The following is a 16,926-nucleotide window of genomic DNA, read 5'->3' on the forward strand; positions in this document are numbered from 1 at the left end:
GCCTTTTTGATGAGGAGCCGAGGCGCGGAATCCATCAGGGCCATATCAAGAGTATAGGCCGAATATATGACAGCATTCGATTCTGCGTTGCCAACAAAAAAAGCACTTGCCAAATGGGCGGGTCCATATATGCCTGCTTTTTGCCGCCAAGCAAAAAGCAGGTCGCCGTAAGGGCGAAACCTTTGAAATAATTTCGAATGACTCTCTACCGCGAAGCGCGCAACGCTCAATAAATAAGGAAATAACTGGTCTTTTCCTTGTGCTTTTTCTTTGTTCTTTAAAGAAAAAAATTACCGTCGCCGGAACACCCCCTCGTCGTTGTAAGGGCGAAACCTTTGGAATAATTTCGAAAGACCTTCACCGCGAAGCGCGCAACGCTCAATAAACAAGGAAAAATGGGGCCTTTCCCTTATGTCTTCTTTTTCCCCTCTTCAAAGAAAAAATGACAAAAATCAGGGCTTGATCCCATTTTTGTAATTCTCCACCATCACTCGTATCAATGCGCCAAAGCCGATAATCAGGGCGAGGGCGGCCAGTTCTCGACTCCAGAGTGCCCAGAGAAAGAAAATTGCGATGCAAAAGACCAGAAGGAATCGTGTCCATTTGCCGGTATTCCATGGCGTTGCAAACCAATCCTTTTCCCATTCAATGCCCGCGTGAACAAACCGGAACCAGCGGGTGTTCGGTGTTGTTTTCATGCGCAATTCGAGAAAGCCGACCGCACCGAGAATGATCGTTGCGGTCAAGAAAAAAGGACTGTGAAAAAGGACCGCTAAACAGCATGAAATGAGCGCGGTAAAATGCAAACTCCAATTCCACGGCTGGCGATGGCGTTGTGTGGCGAGCTGGAATAGATCGGACGGGGTGATAGTCATGGGATCTCCTTGCGTCAGGATACAGAGGGGCTGCCCGAGATTGCAACCTCTTCGAAGATTTTGTACAGCCGTGGCTGGAGGACAGTATGGATATCAAACTTATTTCTCGGGCCGTCGCCGAAGTGGGCGAATGCCTGCGTGTGGAAGACAATTTGCTCGCCACGGCAGAATCCTGCACCGGCGGACTGCTGGCAAGCACTTTGACCGATACCCCCGGGAGTTCGGAATGGTTCGCCGGATCGATCGTCGCGTATTCCAACACGGTCAAGGCCAACGTGCTCGGCGTGTCTCCCAAAACGTTGGAAGAACACGGTGCCGTTTCAGAAGCGGTGGTGCTCGAAATGGCCCAAGGTGTTTTGAAAACCGTTGGAGCACATGTTGCCGTGGCCATTTCCGGCATAGCCGGTCCCGGCGGTGGATCGCCGGAAAAACCGGTTGGAACGGTCTGGTTGGCCTGGGCGTGGCCGTCAGGCACCCGGGCGCGAATGTATTCTTTTTCCGGCACACGACAGGATGTCAAGGAACAGACGGTCATGGCCGCGGTCAATGGCCTTTTGAGTGTGACCAAATAAAATTCACTGCGTCAAAAGAAGAAACGCCTTCAGCGCATCGTCTGAAGGCGTTTCTTTTTTGGTATGATTGTGTGAGAAGGAATGACTATTCCTTTTCCTTGATGGCAACACCGTCACACACGAAAGATATGCCCTGCGATGAAGCCGTGCCGATCATGACCGCCTGGATGATTGGGGTGGAGACCTTGGTTGTGCTCTCCCACATGACGGTGAAGTTGGCACCCGAGCCGCCGGATGTGTCGCGTTCCGGGATATAGACTTCTTTTGTCCCCATGGGCGGAATGGTGACCGGGGAGGTGAAATACGCTTTTTGCATGGTGCCGTTGTCGTCATAATATTTGACTGACGTGATGGTGATCGGCTCGTTGTAATCGACGTTGCGAATGGAAAGCAGGGCAGATAGATTGTATGGCTTTCCCTTGATTCCCTGATAAATGTGAGAATACACCGGAACATAGACTGTTTGCCCGGACGAGAGAAAGATTTCTCGACCTGCCAATGCCGGGACCGAAAGCATCACGATCAGCAATGCCGTCAGGATCGGACGAAGGATGCGGGTAGACATGGGTGACTCCTTGCGTTGCAGGTTCGTCTTCATTGTATGCCCTGTCAAGGGGGTGAAGGCAAGCCTACAAAACGCTGCGGAGCACCAGTGCAAGCCCGAGCAACGCGATCAATGCGAGGACGATTTTGCGGAAAACAGCTTCGGGGAGCAGGCGGCGGACCTTGCCTCCGAGCCAGATGCCAAGTCCTACCGGGACGATGCCGACAGCGGAAAGTGTCATGTTTTCGACAGAAAGGAGTCCCAACCGGCCCAGTCCTGCCAACATGACCAGACTGGCGATGGTAAAGGAGGTGTTGATGGCCTGAACCAATTCATCTTTGGTGATGCCCAGTGACATCAGGTACGGCATGATGGGCATGATCTGCGAACCCGTCAGCCCGTTGATGAGTCCGGTGAAAAGGCCGACAGCCATTTCGAGAGGCGGTGTCTGTCGCAGGGAAAGTTGTCCTCGCCACAAGCCCCAGGAACCGTACATGAACATGGTTGCGCCAAGGACCATGCGGGGCAGGTCCGTGGTGTTGTCGCCCAATATCCAGAGTCCGACAGCCAACCCGGGGAGCGCGGAAAAATAGAGAATCCAAAATCGGCGGAAGATGGACCAGAAATTTCCGGCGTCGATCATGACCATGGTGTTAGCCAGAAGAGAAGGAATGATGACAAGGGGGATGGCGAGGCGCAAATCGATATAGCTCGCCATGATACCGAGACAGGATGTGGCAAAACCGAGACCTGCCGTGCCCTTGAGAAACGCTGCGAAGAAGAACGTGCCGAGAACGAGTCCGATAATGAGTGGTTCCATTGCCGTGTGGTGTTACGCCTTCTGTCTTTCTTGTGCAACATGTTCCCCCTTTTCACACGGGGCACTCTGAGGTACCGTGATGACCCGATGAAAAAAAATGGTATGGAGAATTCAATGAATATACCTGTTGGATATGAATTTGCCGCCACTGCGGCATCATTTAAGAAACCTGGGAAACTCGACCTGGGAGCGATTGTCAGCCGGTGCCCGGCGGTGGCTGCTGGCGTGTTCACGACCAATAAATTCAAGGCCGCTCCGGTCCTGCAATGTCAGGAGTTGCTGGCAGACGGTCGCATGATGTCCGGGTTCCTGATGAATTCGGGACAGGCCAATGCCTGTACCGGCGAAGAAGGGCGTGCCAACTGTCGTGAAACCCTGAATCTTGCGGCCCAGGCACTGAATGTCCCGGCGGACGAATTGCTGCCGGCCTCCACAGGCGTGATCGGTGCGCAGTTTGACATGACCCAGTGGAAAGCGGCCATGCCGGCCCTTGGCGAGAGCCTTGGCAAGGCAACCCCGGAAGACACGGCCAAGGCCATCATGACCACGGACACCATCCATAAAATCAGTGAGGCTTCGTTTTCGTTGAAAAACGGTGAAGTCCGTGTGCTCGGCATGTGCAAAGGGGCCGGGATGATCTCGCCGAACATGGCGACCATGCTGTCGTTCATTACGTGTGACGCCGCCATTGACGCGGAGGCGTGGCAATCCATGCTGACGGATTGTGTGAATCAGTCCATCAACAGGGTGACCGTGGATGGCGACACGTCCACTAACGATTGCGTGATGGCCCTTGCCAACGGTGCATCCGGTGTGACCATTGAATCCGACGAGGAGCATGTCTTGCTCCGTAAACATCTGCTGACCGTGCTTGAAGATCTGGCGTACAAGATCGTCATGGATGCCGAGGGCGGAACCAAGGTCGCCTTCATTCAGGTTTCGGGTGCGAAAACTGATGCTGATGCCGAATTGGTCGCGCGTGCCGTGGGCAATTCCCCGTTGGTCAAGACCGCGCTTTTCGGGTCCGATCCCAATTGGGGACGTATTATTTGTGCGGCCGGGTATTCCGGTGCGGACTTCAAGGCGGAAAATCTGGTCCTGAAAATCGGGGGGATCCTCGTTTTTCATCATGGGACTCCAGAACCCGGTGATATGGACGACCTGCTCGGGCCGATCATGCAGAAACGGGATATTGTCATTCACCTCGATTTGGGCAGTGGTCCCGGCAGTTCCATCCTGCTCGCTTCGGATTTGACCCGGGAATATGTGAGTATTAACGCGGATTATCGATCCTAGGAGTATTGTATGCCGATCTTGACGCTACAGACATGGGCGGGAACCCCGCTGGAAAAGAAACGTGAGCTGGTGGACACCTTGACTCGTGAGATTGTCAGGATGCTTGAGTGTCCGAAAGAGGCGGTCACTGTGCTGATTGAAGAGGTGCCCAAGGAAAATTGGGGTGCGGCCGGAGAGCTGTGTTCGGAACGGTTCCCCGACAAATGATGAGAACTCGATAGATTTCCCTGTTTGCCGTGCGCCGGGCTGTCTGGCTTGGGTGGATTTGGCGCGGACAGTGGATGGGAGAGCGTTGGATAATGGTGAATATGAAAGGTCGGGATAAACTGACCAGAATAGTTGATTTTTTAAATGAATGCGGTATGTTGCGAAAAACGCCAAGGACCGGATATCAATTTTTGGGATCAGGATCGGAATCCGTGGCCGAACATTCGTTTCGGACAGCGGTCATCGGGCATGTGTTGGCCCTGATGGCAGATGCTGACGTGGCGCGCACGACGTACATGTGTTTGTTTCATGACCTGCACGAAGCCCGGACCGGGGATTTCAATTACGTGAATCAGCTCTATAACAGCTCGGAACGGACCACGGCCCTGAAACATGCCTGTGATGGCACCGGACTGGAAGACGCTGTTCTCGGATATTGGGACGAATTGGAAGAGACCGAAACGCTCGAAGCGACGTTGGCGCAGGATGCTGACCAATTGGACTTCATCTTGAATCTCAAGGAAGAGAGCGACCAGGGCAACACCTATGCCGGGCAATGGCTGGAATCGGCCTTGAAACGGGTGCGGACGAAATGGGGTCGGGAATTGGCCGAGACCATCGCCAAAACCGATCACAAGGATTGGTGGTTTTTGGGACCTGATTCAGAGTGGTGGACCCATAAGAATGGCAAGGATGACAAAAAAACGTCATGAGGGTGTTTTTTGGATGAAGTGTTCAGAGAGAATAGGTGGAGAACCTTGCCGTTTTTGAAGATATTGGGTACATGATTTTCTTGATACTGTGCTCTGTATAGGGCGCGTGGTGTTTTTTTGAGTGCTCTATTGTGCTTTATCTGTCTTGGATGATATGGATATTTTATGACTGTGAAGATTCGAGACCATTCAGTGCCTGCTTTTTTCCCGTATACACTGTGTCGGAAGATTGTGGATGAAATAGGGGAAATATTCCTTTTTTCCCTTGATTCGTTGCGGTTGATTTTTGCGGGACGAGGGCAGTTCTCCAAGATTATCCGTCAGATATATTTTATTGGAGTGCAATCTGTCAGTGTTATCGCCTTGATCGGACTGTTTACGGGCATGGTCATGGGGATGCAGTTGTATTATGCCCTCTCCGTGTTCGGTGCTGATGGTTTTCTCGGGACGGGTGTCGCGTTGTCCATGGTGCGAGAGCTGGCTCCGGTGCTCACGGCGATCATGTTGACGGGGCGGGCCGGGTCCGCCATGACCGCTGAAATCGGGGTCATGCGAATTTCTGAACAGATTGACGCTCTATCCATCATGGATATCAATCCCATGCGATATCTGGTGGCTCCCAAAATGGCCGCCTGTCTTATCAGTTTTCCAATTCTGACGGCTTTTTTCAATCTGATCGCCTTGTGGGGTGGATGGTTGACCGGGGTAAAATTGCTGGGGGCCAATGCCGGAGTGTACTGGTCGAGAGTGAATGGTGCTCTCAGTTGGGATGATATTGAAGGCGGATTCATCAAGTCCATCGTTTTTGGCCTGCTCGTCTGTACCGTCTGTTGTTTTGAAGGATACTATACCCATATTCGTTCCGGTCATGCGGGACCGGAAGGAGTGAGCCAGTCCACCACTAATGCGGTGGTCAAATCCTGTGTGATAACCCTTGCGGCAGATTATGTTTTGACGTCGCTGCTTTGGTAGAGGTCTTTGTGAGTAACGCACCCAGCATACGACTTGAAAATCTGGCTGTCGGCTATGGCGGCAGGCCTGTTGTCAGCGACCTGAATATCGAATTTCCCGGCGGGAAATTGTCCATGGTCGTTGGTGGCTCTGGATGCGGAAAATCCACATTGATTCGGCATATCCTGCAACTTCAGGCACCGATCAGCGGTAAAATTTATATGGGCGGTCATGATCTCAGTTCCATTTCCGCCAAGAAACAACATTGTCTCAGACAACGAACAGGGGTGCTGTTTCAGGACGGTGCCATGTTGGGATCGTTGCGCCTCAAGGATAACATTGCTCTGCCCTTGCGGGAGCACACGAAACTCGGCGAAGCAGAAATTTTGCGGATTGTTCAGGATCGGCTGGAAATGGTCGGGCTTGGACATGCCATGGAATTATATCCCAATGAATTATCCGGGGGAATGCGCAAACGGGCCGGACTTGCCCGTGCGTTGGTCATGAACCCGCAGGTCTTGTTTTGCGATGAGCCGACATCCGGGCTGGACCCGATTTTGTCAGCGGAGCTGGATCAGTTGCTGCTCGACATGATGTGTCATTTCGACATGACCATGGTTGTTGTCACACACGATTTGGCAAGTATGCGTGCATTGGCCGATAATGTGGTCATTCTGGGAGAAAGAAAATGCCTGTATCAGGGCACGATCGAGCAGCTTGAGACAACGGAAGATCCATATTTGCGGTGTTTTTTGGATAGAAAGGCCGAGGAGCGGACAGCCCCCAGGTTGACCATGACTCCTTTGGACCCGTCCATGCTGAAACGTGATTGTACAAAGATACTTGGCGAAAACATAACGATCCGAAAAGGTGACCGATGCTGAAAATGAAAAAAGAAACCGCAGTAGGGATTTTTGTGGTCATGGGGTTGCTCGCCGTGGTCTACATGAGCATCAAGCTGGGTAACGTGCAGTTGTTCACGGATAAATATTATGAAGTGAAGGCCAATTTTTCGGATGTGTCCGGACTGAAGGTCAATGCGCCGATTCAGATGTTTGGTGTGGGGATCGGGTTTGTCAGGGAAATTCATATAGATCAGGACAAGGGCGTCGCGGCCATTTCCATGATGATCGACAAGAAGGTGACGTTGACGGACGATGCCATAGCTGCAATTAAGACAAGTGGACTTATCGGAGATAAGTTCGTGAAAATTGTGCCTGGTGGGCTTGGAGATCCTGTTCATGCCGGAGATACGCTGTTTGACACGCAGTCGGCTATAGACCTTGAAGATCTCATCAGTAAATTCGCCTTTGGCAATGTATAAAGAGTGTGAAAGGATCTGCATGGTGTTGAAAAGAATTTGTACCGTATTGGTCATGTGTAGCGTCCTTTTCGCGAGCAGCCTTGCTCTGGCGGATCAGACGCCGACGGACCGAGTCAAGGCTGGGGTTGAAGAGTTGATTGCCATGTTGTCTGATCCGGATATGTTGGACCCGGACAAGCATGACGCCTCGGTGACCCGTTTGCGAAAGACTGCGGAAAAATATATCGATTTCGGATTGGTGACCAAGTATTCCATCGGCAAGCCGTGGCTCAAGATGTCATCGGCACTGCGTGCTGACATGACAGAGGCGTTCATTCAGTTGATGGAGCGGTCGTATCTTCGCCGGATTCCGGCGTATAGCGGTGAAAAAGTTCAGTACACAAAAGAATTGATTTCCGGGAAGAAAGCGAAAGTTCTTACGGAAATAATGAATAAAGATAAAAAAATAGTCGTTGAATTCCGGTTAAGAATAGTTCATGGAGTATGGATGATCTATGATGTCGTTGCCGAAGGTGTGAGCCTGGTGATGAATTATCGGAGTCAGTTCTCTGCCATTTTGCAAAAGGGAACGCCCGAAGATCTGTTGCAATTGATTCATGAACGGGTCGAGAAACTCGACAGAAATGAGCCGGATGAACTGGACAAGGAAGAATTTGCGTCGTGAAAACTGGTGCTGAAATACGTCAATATCTGCTGATATGTTGCTTGTTTGCCGCATTGTGTGTGGGGTGTGCTGGAACCGTTTTTGCGGCGGACTCCACTGCGTCCGAGACGCCGGTTCAACTGGCTCAGTTTTCTTCTGATATGGATGAAGAAGATGATTTTGACGATTTCAACAGTGAGTATACAGAGCAGGTTCGTGTCGCTGATCCGTTATATTATTGGAACCGGGTCTGGTTTGAAATCAATGATGCGTTGTATCACGGGCTGTTTCGTCCTGCTGCCGAGGGATACGCCTGGCTGGTTCCTGTCAAGCCGCGTACCTGGGTCAATAATTTCTTCACCAACCTGTTGTTTCCCGTCCGATTCGTCAACAATATCCTGACTGGCAAGTTCGATGCCGCCTACATGGAGACCTCGAAGTTCATCGCGAATACCGCATTCGGCTTGGGGGGATTGGGTGATGTGACCGGCGGAATGCCTCGCAATTGGGAGCCAGAACGGCCAACAGCCGACGGTTTTGGCCAGACCCTTGGCAAGGCTGGCATCGGGCATGGCGTCTATCTTGTCTGGCCATTTATTGGCCCGAGTTCCATTCGTGAATCCGTGGGCTGGGTGGCTGATGCCTATATGGACCCGTTGACCTATGGTCGGTTCACCTTTCTTGAATTTGTCTCCATTCGGGCCTTCAACAATGTGAATACCTTGTCACTTCAGTTGAAGGGGAACGAATATGAAGCCCTCACTGAAGGGGCTGTGGACAAATATGCGGCTGTGCGTGACGCCTACATTCGGTTCAGGGCCAAAAAAGTCGCTGAATAGTTTTTCCCCTCCTGATGTATTATGAAAATCGCTGTTATCTCGGATACCCATATGGGGTCAGTCCCTGCGTGGCTTGACGATGTTTATTCCACATGGCTCGCGCCTGCGGATGTTCTTGTTCATTGTGGTGATATCACTTCTGTCGCGATCTGGTCCTACTTCATGCAGCACGACAATTTTGTGTGCGTTCGTGGGAACTGTGATTGGGACCCGCAATTCGCCGATTTGCTCAAACCCATGACCTCTTTTGAACGGGACGGTCTCTCCGTGGGGGTGACACATGGTTGGGGACCTCGTTCCCATGTTCCGGTGACGGTTGCTCAAGCCTTTGGTCCCGAATATGACCTCGTCTGTTACGGTCATACCCATGCACGAGACTGGTCGATTGTCGAAGGTCTGCAATTGGTGAATCCTGGCTCTTTGGGTGAATCGGGTTCCCTTGCCCTGATCAGTATTGCGACCGATGGGACCATGCAATGTGAGTTCGTGGACGTTTTCTGATCCTTTTTCGGAAGTGTTTTTTATCAACTCGTTGCCGTTTGGACATACCTGTGTGAAAATACGGTTAATCTCCAATGAAAAATGGCAGATTGGTTGCGCTTTTTTCCTATGAATGGCATAAATTAACCGTGTCAAAAATGAGCTTCACAATGCGCTGTGCGACAGCTGTTCTTCTTCTGCTCATGTCTCTGTTGTTTTCTGCTGTGCCGGTCAGAGCTGAAAATTCCCGTGAGTTGACTTTTGGCATGTCCGCAGCTTTTACCGGCGCGAATGGAGAACTCGGCATTGAGTTTTACCGCGGGTTCATGGCCTATATTGATGCTTTCAATGCCGCTGGCGGCGCAGACGGATGGACGATCAAGGTTGTGCCAGCCAATGATGGGTATAATCCTGGCCCGTGTTTTCAGAATACCGTGCGCTTCATAAAGCAGGATGCAGTCTTCGCCCTGTTTTCCTATGTTGGAACACCGACCACTACCCATATTCTTCCTTTGCTACAAAAATTTGAAGATGAGAATATTTTCTTGCTCTTCCCTTTCAGCGGGTCGCAACCTTTGCGGACTGAACCTTTTGGTCAATATGTCTACAATCTTCGGGCATCGTATTTCGATGAAACCCAGGGGCTGGTGGACCGCCTTGTCGCGATTGGGCGAAAAAGGATCGGTGTTTTTTATCAGAGCGATGCCTATGGTCGAACCGGCTGGGATGGAGTGCATCGGGCCTTGGAACGACACGGTTTGTCCCTTGCGGGTGAAGCTGCGTACAAACGCGGTGCGTCTTTTTCCCAAGATTTTTCTTCCGAGGTGGAACTGTTGTTGAGCAGTGACCCGGATGCCATCATTGTCGTTGGGACCTATGCCTCTCAAGCCGCGTTTATCCGCGACGCGCGAAATTATGGGTATACGGATCCCATCGCGGGGTTGTCTTTTGCCGATAGCGACAAGATGCTCGAATTGCTCGTGGCCGAAGGGAAGCGGGTTTCAAAAAAGTACACCGGAAATCTGATCAATTCGCAGGTGGTCCCAAGTTATACGGACGAGCGGCTTCCCGGTGTGCGGCTGTATCGGAAGATCATGGAAGGGTATACCTATGAGCCGGTGGCCAGAAACGACGAGTATACGCCTAGAGTTTACAGTTATGTCAGCTTCGAAGGGTTTCTGAATGGCGTTATTCTGGGAGAAATGGTCAAACGGATGGCAGATGATCCTCGCCGGACGCGGATTCCACAAGTCATGAATTCCATGCAGAATTTCGATTTGGGGATCGGTGTCAATGTGGATTTCAGCCGGAATGGTCATCAGGGGCTGGATACCGTGTATTTCACCACCGTCATCAATGGATTGTTTCAGTCTGTAGACGATTGGGAGCAGTGGCGACGATGAAGGCACCCAAACTTTTTATCAAGCCGCTGATTTTCATGGTGGTCGTCTTTGGGATGATCGCCTTGGTCACCTCTTTTACTTTCAGTACGCGCATCAAGCGGGAAATGACGCGGGAGTACGAATCCAAGGCCCTTTCCCTGGCCAGAAGTGTCGCGGAATCGGATATCTCGACGATCTTGAGCCAGGACGCCGGGTCGGTTCAGTCCCGGATTGATCAGTATCAGGCCATCGCCGGGGTTTCCTATGTACTGGTGGCGGACGAAGAAGGGACCGTCCTCGCGCACACCTTTGTCCCGATTGTGCCGGAAGCCGTCCTGCATATGGTTGTCGAGACGTCCTATCAGCGCAACCGGGAAGAGCACATTATTCGGGATGTGGAACTGAGTGGCGAACGATTTCTGCATGTGACCAGCCCAATTTTGACCGGCATTGCCGGATACGTGCATATCGGCATGGACATGGCGGTGATCCAGCAGAATATTCAGGAAGCAGTGGTTGAACAACAGCTTGTCATGCTTGTCCTTTTTGTGGGCAGTGTGCTGTTGGCATTCGTCTTTGTCCTGAATATTTCCAAACCATTGACCCAGTTGTCAGAGTACGCCGGGCGTGTGGCGGTCAAGGATTTCACCAATGTGCCGGATATCAAATCCAATGATGAAGTCGGCCAATTGGCCCGTGCCATGAATGCCATGACGGGTCAGATTTCGGAACTGGTCGGGAATTTGGAAGACCGGGTTCTGGAAAAAACGCACCAGCTCCAGGAGGCTCGGGACGCCTTGAAGCAGAAGGTCGAGGAACGAACGTGCGAATTGATGCGGACCAATACCCAGTTGAAGATCGAGATCGCCGAGCGAAAGGTGATTGGGGACGCGCTGCGCAAGGCTGAAAAAAAATATCGCGCTATCTTCGAGAACGCTGTGGAAGGAATTTATCAATCGTCGCCCAGCGGTCGTTTTCAGGACACGAATCCTGCACTCGCTCGAATCCTCGGCTACAATTCGCCCGAAGACCTCATGAGTTCCATCTACGACATCGGCACACAGATGTATGTGGACCCGAATCGCCGCAAGGAATTTTTGAAACTGCTTGAGGGTAAGGACGAGATCAAGAATTTTATTTCCAAGGTTCGTAAAAGGGATGGGCGGATTATTTGGGTGGCGGAAAATGTTCGCAAGATTGTGGATGGCGACGGGCATGTGGTTTGCTATGAGGGGTCCATCGAAGACATCACCATGCGTAAGAAAGCCGAAGATCAGTTGAAACGTCAGGCCTTTCATGATCCGTTGACGGGACTACCCAACCGTGCGCTTTTTTTGGATCATTTGCGAATGGCCATGGAACGGTCCCGCCGCCGCAAGCATATGTTCGCGGTGTTGTATATGGATCTCGATCGGTTCAAGGTGGTCAATGATTCTCTGGGGCATGATGCCGGGGACGAATTGTTGTGCGGCGTGGCTCGTGTGCTGGAAAATTGTGGCCGATCCGTGGATACCGTCGCTCGTTTCGGCGGCGATGAATTTGCTATTTTGCAGGAAGAGATATCCGCGCCAAAGGATGCCATTGCCATTGCCCGCCGTATTCTCGAAGGTGTGCGACAGCCGTTCAATATCGGTGGGAACGAGGTCTTTACGTCGGCGTCACTTGGTATTGTCCTCAAAACCGATGGGTACGACCGGCCCGAAGCCCTGTTGCGAGATGCCGATACCGCCATGTATCGGGCAAAGGAACTGGGAAAATCCCGATTCAAGGTCTTTAACCGCAAAATGCACGATCAGGCTTTGCAGCTCATGGAGCTGGAAACAGATCTTCGTCGGGCCGTGGACCTTCGTGAATTCGAAGTGTACTATCAGCCGATCGTTCAATTGGATAAACGCCGGGTGTGCGGCTTCGAAGCGTTGGTCCGCTGGCGGCATCCCGTGCACGGCATTATTGGCCCGGTGGATTTTGTTTCCTTGGCTGAGGATACCGGGTTAATCTATTCCATTGATAATTTAGTCCTTGAAGAAGCGTGCGCTCAAGTCAAACGTTGGCAGACCGTGGCAAAGGTCGAGTCCGGTCGGGATCTGACGATTAACATCAATATTTCAGGCAAACACTTCGGCCACTCCATGCTGGGCGGACAGGTGGCGCGCGCTTTGGAAGACTCCGGACTCGGACCGGAGTCGCTCAATATCGAAATCACTGAATCAGCCCTGATGGACAATCCCACGGTGGCGGAAGAGATGTTGCAACAACTCAAAGACTTGGGTGTCAGCATTTGCATTGATGACTTCGGGACAGGGTATTCTTCACTTTCCTATTTGCAGCGATTCCCCATTGATGTGGTCAAGGTTGATCGGAGTTTCGTGATCGATGTCGAGACGGACGCGGACAGTCAGGCCATTGTCCGAACCGTGTTTTCCCTGGGTGAGTCCATGCGACTCAAGATCGTTGCCGAGGGTGTCGAGACATCCGGGCAACTTGAGTTCTTGGAAAACGAAGGATGCAAGTTCGTGCAGGGGTATTTCTTTTATAAACCCATGACGGTGGAAGCCGTGGATCGATTACTGGCTGGCACTGTCGGAGCGTGATTCAGCGTCGGGGACGCGTCAAGCAGGGAGAAGAAACCATGACCATCAGGCAACGTCTGACGTGTGGCTTGGAACCCATTGAACAGGTGCTTTTACCATTTCAGGCCTTTTTCAAGTCCAAGACAACAGGCGGTATCCTGTTGATTATAAGTGCCGTTGCCGCGCTTGTCTGGGCCAATTCTCCGTGGTCCGATACGTATTTCGCCTTGCGGGATACCAGCTTTACCGTTGGTTTCGGTCAGGCCTCTCTGTCAAAGCCGGTTGTGCTGTGGGTCAATGACGGGCTGATGGCTCTGTTCTTTTTTGTTGTCGGACTTGAGATCAAGCGGGAATTTTTGGTGGGGGAACTGTCTTCCCGCAGTCAGGCTGTCCTGCCTATAGCTGCTGCACTTGGCGGTATGATTGTCCCTGTGCTGGTGTATGTGCTGGTCAATTGGGGCACGGAATCCGCCAGAGGATGGGGAATCCCCATGGCGACCGACATTGCATTTGCCCTTGGTATTCTCAGCCTTCTCGGCGATCGTGTTCCATTTCAGTTGAAGATATTTTTGACCGCTGTCGCCATTGTAGACGATCTCGGCGGTATCCTCGTGATTGCATTTTTTTATACCGCCGATATCTCTTTTGGTCTTCTCATGGCAGCCGGCGGGTTGCTTCTTGTGGCCTTTGTGGGAAATCGTCTGGGAATACGATCGCCGGCATTTTATGCGATCGTGGGGCTTCTGGTATGGTTGACGGTCTTGAAATCCGGTGTGCATTCCACGGTTGCCGGTGTGCTCATGGCTTTCATGATTCCGGCCCGGACCCGATGTGACGCGTCCGCCTTTGTCCAGAATGCAACTGATGTGCTGGAAGAGTACAAGGGAGCGATGCGACCGGGGACGTCTGTCCTGACCAATTCCTCAATGCTTTCGGCCCTGCTGTCCATGCAATACGTCACCTCCCGATCACAAACTCCGTTGCAACGATTGGAACATGGGCTGCACCCGTTGGTTGATTTCGCGGTCATGCCGCTCTTTGCCCTGGCCAATGCCGGCGTGGTTTTTGGCGGTGACATGGGAGCCGTGATGTCCAGTCCCGTTGCTGTGGGGACCGCATTGGGGCTGGTTGTCGGCAAACCTCTCGGGATTGTCGGTGCTGTCCTGCTGATCTTCTGGATTTCCGGCGGTGTGCCTCGCGGCGTCCATATACGACATTTTATCGGGATCGGATTGCTCGGCGGCATCGGCTTCACCATGTCCCTGTTTATCGCGACGCTGGTTTTTGGGGACGCTCCCCTCTTGTTGACCGGTGCCAAGACAGCCGTTTTTGGAGCCTCTGTGGTGGCGGGCATTGCCGGATATTTTGTTCTGCGCAGTGCGCCAACCGTCGAGGAGTTGCTCTCGGGAGAGACTTCTCAACACGACTGAAGACGTGTACGGTGCGGAGACCTGCTGCCCTGCACGAGCGGGCAGTTCACTCAACGTTATTGTCGGATAGTGAAATATGAACGTAGACAACCGGCTTCAAGGTGTTTTTTCCATTGAACGAAGAGCGAAAATCGGGACCGGCACCACGGCCCGACGTGTTGCACAGTCCGCGCTGTATTATGCGCAGGAAGTGGATGATGAGATTATTCTGCTTCAGGGATTGAACACCAAGCATGTTCCGTTTGGTGAAGTGGAAGAGATCACCAAGGATCAATTGTTGGCCGACTATTTGCCCATGCCGCAGCTTTTCAAGGAAGTTGTCGGTAATTTGCGGAAGGTCCAGAAATCCGTGGCCCGTGGTGACAAGTTCCGCAAACGTGGAGAGACCTTTACCGCAGAATATGAATACGCCAACGCCTTGAATCTAGACGAACAGAATGTGCGGGCGAATTTTGGCATTGGACTGTGTTTGTTGGCCCGGGATGAAACCGACAAGGCCCGAAAGGTCTTTGATCGGATCATCCAGATCGATTCGGCCTTTGGACAGGATCACAAGCATTTGTTCAATGAATATGGCATTGCCTTGCGCAAGAAGAAATTGATCGGTCAGGCCGTGGATTATTATCGGCGTGCGTTGGATCTCGCGGTTGACGATGAGAACTTGTGGTACAATCTGGCCCGGGCGCAGTTCGAGCGTGAAGATTGGGCCAAATGCGGAGAGGCGGTGTCCCGGTGTCTGGATCTTGATCCGGCGCACCCCGAAGGCAAAAAATTATTGGAATATCTCACCGGCAAGGGATTGGTTTGAAGAATCGTTCCCATGGCTGATTGCTGTGTTGGCAGTGAAAATATGGATCAAGGATACGCATGAGTACGCTCAAAGGTTTTGTTATCGCGGGAACGCACAGCGGATGTGGCAAGACGTCAATCGCATTGGGGTTGATGGCGTCTCTGTCACGCAAGGGACTTGCTGTGCAACCATTCAAATGTGGACCGGACTTTATTGATCCCGGACACCATGCCCTGGCCTGTGCCCGGGACGGCCAGCCTGTGCCAAGTCACAATCTCGATGGATGGATGCTCGACGAAACAACGAATATTGATATTTTCAATCGGTATGGAGCGTCAGCCGATGTCGCGGTGATCGAGGGCGTCATGGGGCTGTTTGACGGCATTTCCGGGGTTACGGATGAAGGGTCCACCGCGCAGATGGCCAAGACGTTGAAATTGCCAGTGATTCTGGTGGTGGATGCACGGTCCATGGCTCGGTCCGCAGCTGCACTTGTCTCGGGGTATGCCGATTTTGATCCCGAGGTGAATATTGTCGGGGTCATTTTTAATCGGGTCGGTAGCGAATCTCATGGGGATTTGCTTCGTGAAGCCATGTCGCTCATGCCGGATGTGCCAGTGCTCGGCTGTCTGAAACGGGATGAAGCGATCGCCACTCCGTCGCGCCATTTGGGATTGGTGACGCCGAATCAGGAAGGCCCGGACATGGATCGATATCAGCGGTTGGCCGATTGGGTGGAAACCGGTCTTGATCTGGACGCGCTGCTCGAAACCTTGCCGCAAATTGCTGTTGATCCGCCGTTCGAGCCGGTCCCCCAGTTGCCCAGTGTCACCATCGGATTGGCTCGGGACAATGCCTTTTGTTTTTATTATGAAGAGAATCTGCGGCTGTTGCGCACGGCCGGGGCTCGCTTGGTGGAATTTTCACCCCTTGAAGATACGCGGCTGCCTGAACATCTTGATGGGTTGTATCTGGGAGGAGGATACCCGGAATTGTCTGTCTTTGAGTTGGGACAAAACACCCGGCTTCGTCGAGAGATCAAGGCATTTTGCGAATCAGGACGCCCGGTGTACGCCGAGTGTGGCGGGTTCATGTATTTGATGAACGACATCATTACGGGGCGGGGGCGATATGCCATGGCCGGGGTCTTTCCGATTCGGGCAGAGATGTTTGAAAAATTCCGTGCCCTTGGATACCGGGAAGTGACCACGCAGGCCGAAACACTTTTGGGACCGGCCGGAACCTGTGGGCGTGGCCATGAATTTCATTATTCTTCGATTCAGGATGAGCCGGGAATGCAATCGTTGCCGTCTGTGTATTCCATGACCGGGCGCAAGGGACCGATCACGACTCCGGAAGGGTTTCAGATGGGGAATACGCTCGGGTCGTATGTGCATATGCATTTTGGCAGTCAGCCTGAGATGGCGCGCTATTTCGTGGATGCGTGCAAGCGTGAATCTATTCGGAACATGCAGGATTGATTGTTGATT

The 16,926-nt window shown here is 52.2% G+C and carries 18 protein-coding genes; 15 read left to right on the forward strand and 3 right to left on the reverse strand.

Features of this window, described 5'->3' with window-relative positions; all coding sequences use genetic code 11:
- Positions 1–452: 452 nt before the first annotated feature.
- Complete coding sequence (locus GO013_RS09380) at positions 453–875, reverse strand: hypothetical protein (protein WP_163810458.1); 423 nt, start codon at positions 873–875, stop codon at positions 453–455.
- A gap of 86 nt (positions 876–961) precedes the next feature.
- Between GO013_RS09380 and GO013_RS09385 the strand changes: the two genes are divergently transcribed.
- Positions 962–1,447 carry a CinA family protein gene (locus tag GO013_RS09385; RefSeq protein WP_163810460.1) on the forward strand — a complete coding sequence of 162 codons (486 nt, stop codon included), beginning with the start codon at positions 962–964 and terminating at the stop codon, positions 1,445–1,447.
- 85 nt (positions 1,448–1,532) lie between these two features.
- On the opposite strand, the gene GO013_RS09390 is transcribed toward GO013_RS09385, so the two are convergent.
- Positions 1,533–2,012, reverse strand: a complete 480-nt coding sequence (locus GO013_RS09390; RefSeq protein ID WP_163810462.1) for a DUF3124 domain-containing protein — start codon at positions 2,010–2,012, stop codon at positions 1,533–1,535.
- Positions 2,013–2,076: 64 nt separating this feature from the next.
- Positions 2,077–2,811 carry a sulfite exporter TauE/SafE family protein gene (locus tag GO013_RS09395; RefSeq protein WP_163810464.1) on the reverse strand — a complete coding sequence of 245 codons (735 nt, stop codon included), beginning with the start codon at positions 2,809–2,811 and terminating at the stop codon, positions 2,077–2,079.
- Between the two features lie 114 nt (positions 2,812–2,925).
- Between GO013_RS09395 and argJ the strand changes: the two genes are divergently transcribed.
- The 14 genes from argJ to GO013_RS09465 all read left to right on the forward strand — a co-directional run bounded on the left by argJ (position 2,926) and on the right by GO013_RS09465 (position 16,917).
- On the forward strand, positions 2,926–4,107 hold the full coding sequence (argJ, locus tag GO013_RS09400) for a bifunctional glutamate N-acetyltransferase/amino-acid acetyltransferase ArgJ (protein ID WP_163810466.1): 1,182 nt from the start codon (positions 2,926–2,928) through the stop codon (positions 4,105–4,107).
- Between the two features lie 9 nt (positions 4,108–4,116).
- On the forward strand, positions 4,117–4,314 hold the full coding sequence (locus GO013_RS09405; protein ID WP_163810468.1) for a 2-hydroxymuconate tautomerase family protein: 198 nt from the start codon (positions 4,117–4,119) through the stop codon (positions 4,312–4,314).
- Between the two features lie 92 nt (positions 4,315–4,406).
- Positions 4,407–5,027 carry an HD domain-containing protein gene (locus tag GO013_RS09410; RefSeq protein ID WP_163810470.1) on the forward strand — a complete coding sequence of 207 codons (621 nt, stop codon included), beginning with the start codon at positions 4,407–4,409 and terminating at the stop codon, positions 5,025–5,027.
- Positions 5,028–5,192: 165 nt separating this feature from the next.
- Entirely contained in the window at positions 5,193–5,999 is an 807-nt protein-coding gene (locus GO013_RS09415; protein WP_163810472.1) for an ABC transporter permease, read from the forward strand.
- Between the two features lie 8 nt (positions 6,000–6,007).
- Positions 6,008–6,862, forward strand: a complete 855-nt coding sequence (locus GO013_RS09420) for an ATP-binding cassette domain-containing protein (RefSeq protein WP_163810474.1) — start codon at positions 6,008–6,010, stop codon at positions 6,860–6,862.
- Entirely contained in the window at positions 6,856–7,302 is a 447-nt protein-coding gene (mlaD, locus tag GO013_RS09425) for an outer membrane lipid asymmetry maintenance protein MlaD (protein WP_163810476.1), read from the forward strand. Before GO013_RS09420 ends, mlaD begins: the two co-directional genes overlap by 7 nt.
- 19 nt (positions 7,303–7,321) lie before the next feature.
- The gene (locus GO013_RS09430; RefSeq protein WP_163810478.1) at positions 7,322–7,966 is read left to right on the forward strand and encodes an ABC transporter substrate-binding protein; all 645 of its coding nucleotides are present in this window, start codon (positions 7,322–7,324) and stop codon (positions 7,964–7,966) included.
- The gene (locus tag GO013_RS09435; RefSeq protein ID WP_343219559.1) at positions 7,963–8,784 is read left to right on the forward strand and encodes a VacJ family lipoprotein; all 822 of its coding nucleotides are present in this window, start codon (positions 7,963–7,965) and stop codon (positions 8,782–8,784) included. The genes GO013_RS09430 and GO013_RS09435 overlap by 4 nt, the downstream gene beginning before the upstream one ends.
- 21 nt (positions 8,785–8,805) lie before the next feature.
- The gene (locus GO013_RS09440; RefSeq protein ID WP_163810479.1) at positions 8,806–9,285 is read left to right on the forward strand and encodes a metallophosphoesterase family protein; all 480 of its coding nucleotides are present in this window, start codon (positions 8,806–8,808) and stop codon (positions 9,283–9,285) included.
- A 149-nt stretch (positions 9,286–9,434) separates the two neighbouring features.
- Complete coding sequence (locus tag GO013_RS09445; RefSeq protein ID WP_239057812.1) at positions 9,435–10,667, forward strand: ABC transporter substrate-binding protein; 1,233 nt, start codon at positions 9,435–9,437, stop codon at positions 10,665–10,667.
- Positions 10,664–13,237: an EAL domain-containing protein gene (locus tag GO013_RS09450; RefSeq protein WP_163810483.1), complete on the forward strand. Its 2,574-nt coding sequence runs from the start codon at positions 10,664–10,666 to the stop codon at positions 13,235–13,237. The genes GO013_RS09445 and GO013_RS09450 overlap by 4 nt, the downstream gene beginning before the upstream one ends.
- Before the next feature lie 38 nt (positions 13,238–13,275).
- Positions 13,276–14,646 (forward strand): Na+/H+ antiporter NhaA, encoded by a 1,371-nt coding sequence (gene nhaA, locus GO013_RS09455; protein ID WP_163810485.1) that lies wholly within the window; start codon positions 13,276–13,278, stop codon positions 14,644–14,646.
- A gap of 76 nt (positions 14,647–14,722) precedes the next feature.
- Entirely contained in the window at positions 14,723–15,454 is a 732-nt protein-coding gene (locus GO013_RS09460) for a tetratricopeptide repeat protein (RefSeq protein WP_163810487.1), read from the forward strand.
- A gap of 59 nt (positions 15,455–15,513) precedes the next feature.
- On the forward strand, positions 15,514–16,917 hold the full coding sequence (locus GO013_RS09465; protein ID WP_163810489.1) for a cobyrinate a,c-diamide synthase: 1,404 nt from the start codon (positions 15,514–15,516) through the stop codon (positions 16,915–16,917).
- The last annotated feature ends 9 nt before the right edge of the window (positions 16,918–16,926 follow it).

Origin of the sequence: Pseudodesulfovibrio sp. JC047 (assembly GCF_010468615.1) — a bacterium.
In the GTDB taxonomy this organism is placed as follows: Bacteria; Desulfobacterota; Desulfovibrionia; order Desulfovibrionales; family Desulfovibrionaceae; genus Pseudodesulfovibrio.

What these genes read in the sequence shown, in the direction of transcription:
- GO013_RS09460 (WP_163810487.1), top strand. Translation starts at nt 14,723, where the DNA reads ATGAACGTAGACAACCGGCTTCAAGGTGTTTTTTCCATTGAACGAAGA.
- GO013_RS09390 (WP_163810462.1), bottom strand. Translation starts at nt 2,012, where the DNA reads ATGTCTACCCGCATCCTTCGTCCGATCCTGACGGCATTGCTGATCGTG.
- nhaA (WP_163810485.1), top strand. Translation starts at nt 13,276, where the DNA reads ATGACCATCAGGCAACGTCTGACGTGTGGCTTGGAACCCATTGAACAG.
- argJ (WP_163810466.1), top strand. Translation starts at nt 2,926, where the DNA reads ATGAATATACCTGTTGGATATGAATTTGCCGCCACTGCGGCATCATTT.
- GO013_RS09440 (WP_163810479.1), top strand. Translation starts at nt 8,806, where the DNA reads ATGAAAATCGCTGTTATCTCGGATACCCATATGGGGTCAGTCCCTGCG.
- GO013_RS09395 (WP_163810464.1), bottom strand. Translation starts at nt 2,811, where the DNA reads ATGGAACCACTCATTATCGGACTCGTTCTCGGCACGTTCTTCTTCGCA.
- GO013_RS09410 (WP_163810470.1), top strand. Translation starts at nt 4,407, where the DNA reads ATGGTGAATATGAAAGGTCGGGATAAACTGACCAGAATAGTTGATTTT.
- GO013_RS09430 (WP_163810478.1), top strand. Translation starts at nt 7,322, where the DNA reads ATGGTGTTGAAAAGAATTTGTACCGTATTGGTCATGTGTAGCGTCCTT.
- GO013_RS09385 (WP_163810460.1), top strand. Translation starts at nt 962, where the DNA reads ATGGATATCAAACTTATTTCTCGGGCCGTCGCCGAAGTGGGCGAATGC.
- GO013_RS09405 (WP_163810468.1), top strand. Translation starts at nt 4,117, where the DNA reads ATGCCGATCTTGACGCTACAGACATGGGCGGGAACCCCGCTGGAAAAG.
- GO013_RS09445 (WP_239057812.1), top strand. Translation starts at nt 9,435, where the DNA reads ATGCGCTGTGCGACAGCTGTTCTTCTTCTGCTCATGTCTCTGTTGTTT.
- GO013_RS09450 (WP_163810483.1), top strand. Translation starts at nt 10,664, where the DNA reads ATGAAGGCACCCAAACTTTTTATCAAGCCGCTGATTTTCATGGTGGTC.
- GO013_RS09465 (WP_163810489.1), top strand. Translation starts at nt 15,514, where the DNA reads ATGAGTACGCTCAAAGGTTTTGTTATCGCGGGAACGCACAGCGGATGT.
- mlaD (WP_163810476.1), top strand. Translation starts at nt 6,856, where the DNA reads ATGCTGAAAATGAAAAAAGAAACCGCAGTAGGGATTTTTGTGGTCATG.
- GO013_RS09415 (WP_163810472.1), top strand. Translation starts at nt 5,193, where the DNA reads ATGACTGTGAAGATTCGAGACCATTCAGTGCCTGCTTTTTTCCCGTAT.
- GO013_RS09380 (WP_163810458.1), bottom strand. Translation starts at nt 875, where the DNA reads ATGACTATCACCCCGTCCGATCTATTCCAGCTCGCCACACAACGCCAT.